Consider the following 3774-nt stretch of genomic DNA (forward strand, 5'->3'; position numbering starts at 1 on the left):
CACTCCATGTAAAGTTTAAGTGGAGAAAAATTAAGTAGCTTTTCTCCTATTAAGGTTGCCCAGATTTAGCTGAAATTAAAAAAATGGGGTACGTATTTGACAGTTTCGTTCATATCAGTCAACATCGACTCACTAACGTTCATCGTGTTTCCTTTATCTTCTGCGGTTCAGTCCAGTCCGTACGTCGGTAAACGGGCGATTCGCTTTTCTTATGATAAACGTTCAGAATAGTTGTAACGATGAAGAAGTTTCGATAATCTATACGAAAGAATACATTTGGAGGGATAGTAATGACTGTAGAAATTGGGCAAGCTGCACCACAATTTAAATTACCGGCGAATAATGGAGAAATGATTTCTCTAAGTGAATTTCAAGGCAAAAATATCGTATTATACTTTTATCCTAAAGACATGACACCAGGATGTACTACACAAGCTTGTGATTTTAGAGATCATCATGAAAGCTTCTCGGATGTAGACGCCGTGATATTGGGGGTAAGTCCGGACCCTGTGGAGCGTCACACTAAGTTTATTGACAAGCATGGTTTACCGTTCCTGTTGCTAGCGGATGAAAACCATGAGGTCGCTGAATTGTATGGTGTGTGGAAGTTGAAAAAGAACTTTGGGAAAGAATATATGGGAATAGAGCGCTCTACCTTTATCATTGATAAAGAGGGTAAAATCGTAAAAGAGTGGCGTAAAGTTAAGGTCAAAGGTCATGTAGAAGAAGCACTTTCATATATCAGAGAGAACTTAGCATAAGTATATTAGAGAAAGAGGATTATTGTGAATGTTGTTTTGTCTGCGGAGTTAAGCCAGTAATTCAATAGGAATGAAGGTTGAAGCTTCCTTAAGTAGCCTTTTCCTTTATTTTCTTATATAGATAAAGTAGGAAAATATTTAAAGCGTGCAGAAATATTCAATCTACGGAGAAGATCTGGAAGAAGCATATCCCAAAAGCTTGAAATTTAATGTGCATAATAGTGATGGCGGCAGGTATAGAAATAATACCTTTTAAAGCAATTGAAAAAAGGGTATTCTCGTTTCCAATGTAAAAGATATCCATATAACGGCTGATTGCTGAATATACTTTAGGGATAAAAGCGATTTGGTTAATTTGGTCGACGTTAACAAAAGATAATATGGAGAGGGGGCTGTTACTATTGAAATTGATGGTTTGTATTATGGAAAATTTTTATGCTAATGAAGTTGAAAAACAATTAAAAAATAAAGGTTATCGAATGACCGAATTAGCAAGTACAGGTGGTTTTTTAAGGAAAGGAAATACTACTTTTTTGTTCGGTGTTGAAGAAGGAGATATTGAAGATTTGCGAAAGTCTCTTCAAGAAGCGTGCCTTTTTGTAGAAAAGCAAAAAGGAAGAAAAAGGGCTTTGCCGCATCGGTATACGTCGTTTGTCATTCCGACAAGTCCAGCATTAATCCCTTTGCTATAGGATAGATAATGTTAAGAATTGTGAGGGTGTGTTATTGCTAAAGCTACAGTGGTAACATTGACAATTCTTCAATATTTATCTATACTAATTATAAATATTATAAATTAAGAATTGTTTTTCTGAAAGAGAGGTGCATGACGATGGCTAAACATCGCCTGCAGGAAGCGATCGACTCTTTAAAAACGACGAAGGTTCGTATGACTCCGCAACGTCATGCAATCTTAGAATATTTATATGAATCGATGACTCATCCGACAGCTGATGATATTTATAAAGCGTTAGAAGGTCGATTTCCAAATATGAGTGTTGCAACGGTTTATAATAATTTACGTATGTTTAAAGAAGTTGGGATTGTTAAAGAATTAACATATGGGGATTCATCGAGTCGCTTCGATAGTGTGACTTCAGACCATTACCATGTCATCTGTACTGAGTGTGGAAAGATTGTTGACTTTCACTACCCAGGTCTTGATGAAGTGGAGACTTTGGCTGAGCATGTGACTAACTTTGATGTCAGCAGTCATCGAATGGAGATCTACGGAACTTGTCCGGATTGTAAGAAAAAATCGGCTCATTAAATGATTAAAAAAGCTGAAGCCATTGGCATTCAGCTTTTTTTACGGTTATATTTTAGATCAAACTCTTTACCTTCTAGTTCTGGATCTAAGGTTAGTGGTTCATTACAATTCATGCAAGCATCGACTCGACCGAGTATTTTGGTTGGAGTGTTGCAGTTAGGGCAAATGACTTTGACCGATTTTGTTGAGATCATCCCGATCCAGAAGTAAACAACAGTACTAGCTATTACAAATAAAAAACCGAGTAACATTGTTAAAGACATGATAATAGGTGAATTTCTAAAGAAAATTCCTACATACATAACGATAATCCCTATGAAAACTAATGATAGGGCAAATGTTCTAATTTTATTTATTTTGTTAGAATATTTAGTAGACATTAAGGTTCCCTCCTGTTTTTTAAGTATAGCATAGAGTCTAATTTTAAAAAATTATTTATCGGCATTTTGTAAATACAAAAGGGTTTAGATCATTCGTGTCGAAGAAATAATTTGACGATTACATAGAGAGTAAAGAAGTTTCGCTTTATATTAATATAGTAGTTTTATTAATTATATGAGGATTGTTTTTAGAGAGGGGAACACTTAATGGAAGTAATGTTACGACAGTTGTATCAAGATAAAGCGAGTGAACCTGATACGTTAGGGATATTAATAGTAGAAAAGGAAACAGGCTTAAATTCAATTACTGATGGACATGATGTTATTTTATTAATTATTAAACAAAGAGGTAGTTGTCCTTGGTTCGTTAGACATTACGAATACTCAGAAAAGACAGTTTCGATGAATACAATTGATGAGGTCCAGCTTTATCGATGGATGATTTCAGGAGCGAATCGTCGCTTTATTGATTGGGTATTTAATGGGAAGGTTCTTTTTGACCGGAATGAATATGTATATAATATGAAAAAAAGGATTAATGACTTTCCTTTTGAAGAAAGGCAACAGAAACTAGGAATCGAATTTTCTAAATTAATACGTCGTTTTGAAAAGGCGAAAGCGCTATATCAATCAGAAAATTACTTGGATGCCTTTAACCATATTCTACATGCTCTACATCATCAAGCGAGACTTTCTGTGATAGAAAGAGGGTTTTATCCTGAAGTGACAGTTTGGGATCAAGTTAAAAATATAGAACCAGAAACGTTTAAGCTTTATCATGAACTCTTATTAGGTGAAGAGCCGATTGAAAAAAGAGTTGAGTTATTATTAATTGCAAATGAGTTTGCAATTACATCTAAAGCTCAGTTAGGAAGTATGCATATCCTTAAAATAATGAATAGTATTTCTGAGCCGTGGACCATTGCTCAATTAATGGAGCATGAAGCGTTGAGAGAGTATTCCATTGACTTAGAGTTGTTGGTTCAGTATCTTGTTGAAAAAGGTGCTATTGAAGTGATTAAGAAAGAAACAAAAGCGAAAGGAATATTTCATCGGTTTTATCGATGTAGAAATTAGATAAAAAATCCTTCTAAAAGTATTGACCTAAAAAAATGTATATGATATATTATTAATCGTCGCTGTTGCGGCGATGTTTTTTTCTTAAAAAAGAGTATTGACAGATAAACACTTATCATGTTAAGATTTAAAAGTCGCCATTGAGCGATAACGTTAAAGAAGTTCTTTGAAAACTGAACAAAAAGCCAAGCGAAATAAAGAGATACATGATATCTCGTCAATGTTTTAAAACGTCACAGTGATGAATGATCTTCGATTAAGAACGCGAACGTCCTGTTCGCAACAT

The 3774-nt window shown here is 34.7% G+C and carries 6 protein-coding genes; 5 read left to right on the forward strand and 1 reads right to left on the reverse strand.

The genetic code is table 11. The features are described from left to right. Window positions 1-96: 96 nt before the first annotated feature. The 4 genes from J0N78_RS26300 to perR all read left to right on the forward strand — a co-directional run bounded on the left by J0N78_RS26300 (window position 97) and on the right by perR (window position 2031). Window positions 97-231, forward strand: a complete 135-nt coding sequence (locus J0N78_RS26300; protein WP_280637274.1) for a hypothetical protein — start codon at window positions 97-99, stop codon at window positions 229-231. 59 nt (window positions 232-290) lie between these two features. Beyond that, window positions 291-761 (forward strand): thioredoxin-dependent thiol peroxidase, encoded by a 471-nt coding sequence (gene bcp / locus J0N78_RS25250; RefSeq protein WP_209125845.1) that lies wholly within the window; start codon window positions 291-293, stop codon window positions 759-761. A gap of 410 nt (window positions 762-1171) precedes the next feature. After that, window positions 1172-1453 carry a cyclic-di-AMP receptor gene (locus J0N78_RS25255; RefSeq protein WP_307795008.1) on the forward strand — a complete coding sequence of 94 codons (282 nt, stop codon included), beginning with the start codon at window positions 1172-1174 and terminating at the stop codon, window positions 1451-1453. 140 nt (window positions 1454-1593) lie between these two features. Beyond that, complete coding sequence (gene perR, locus J0N78_RS25260) at window positions 1594-2031, forward strand: peroxide-responsive transcriptional repressor PerR (RefSeq protein WP_209125847.1); 438 nt, start codon at window positions 1594-1596, stop codon at window positions 2029-2031. 29 nt (window positions 2032-2060) lie between these two features. Here perR and J0N78_RS25265 read toward each other — a convergent pair whose 3' ends face one another. After that, window positions 2061-2411, reverse strand: a complete 351-nt coding sequence (locus tag J0N78_RS25265; RefSeq protein ID WP_209125848.1) for a YgzB family protein — start codon at window positions 2409-2411, stop codon at window positions 2061-2063. 207 nt (window positions 2412-2618) lie between these two features. Between J0N78_RS25265 and J0N78_RS25270 the strand changes: the two genes are divergently transcribed. Next, complete coding sequence (locus tag J0N78_RS25270; protein WP_209125849.1) at window positions 2619-3488, forward strand: nucleotidyltransferase-like protein; 870 nt, start codon at window positions 2619-2621, stop codon at window positions 3486-3488. Window positions 3489-3774 lie beyond the last annotated feature (286 nt).

This window comes from Alkalihalobacillus sp. BA299 (assembly GCF_017745675.1).
Lineage (GTDB): Bacteria > Bacillota > Bacilli > Bacillales > Bacillaceae_F > Alkalihalobacterium.

Bases quoted from the DNA above. Each gene is read 5' to 3' on its own strand.
- bcp (WP_209125845.1), top strand. From the start codon at position 291: ATGACTGTAGAAATTGGGCAAGCTGCACCACAATTTAAATTACCGGCG.
- J0N78_RS25255 (WP_307795008.1), top strand. From the start codon at position 1,172: ATGGTTTGTATTATGGAAAATTTTTATGCTAATGAAGTTGAAAAACAA.
- perR (WP_209125847.1), top strand. From the start codon at position 1,594: ATGGCTAAACATCGCCTGCAGGAAGCGATCGACTCTTTAAAAACGACG.
- J0N78_RS25265 (WP_209125848.1), bottom strand. From the start codon at position 2,411: ATGTCTACTAAATATTCTAACAAAATAAATAAAATTAGAACATTTGCC.
- J0N78_RS25270 (WP_209125849.1), top strand. From the start codon at position 2,619: ATGGAAGTAATGTTACGACAGTTGTATCAAGATAAAGCGAGTGAACCT.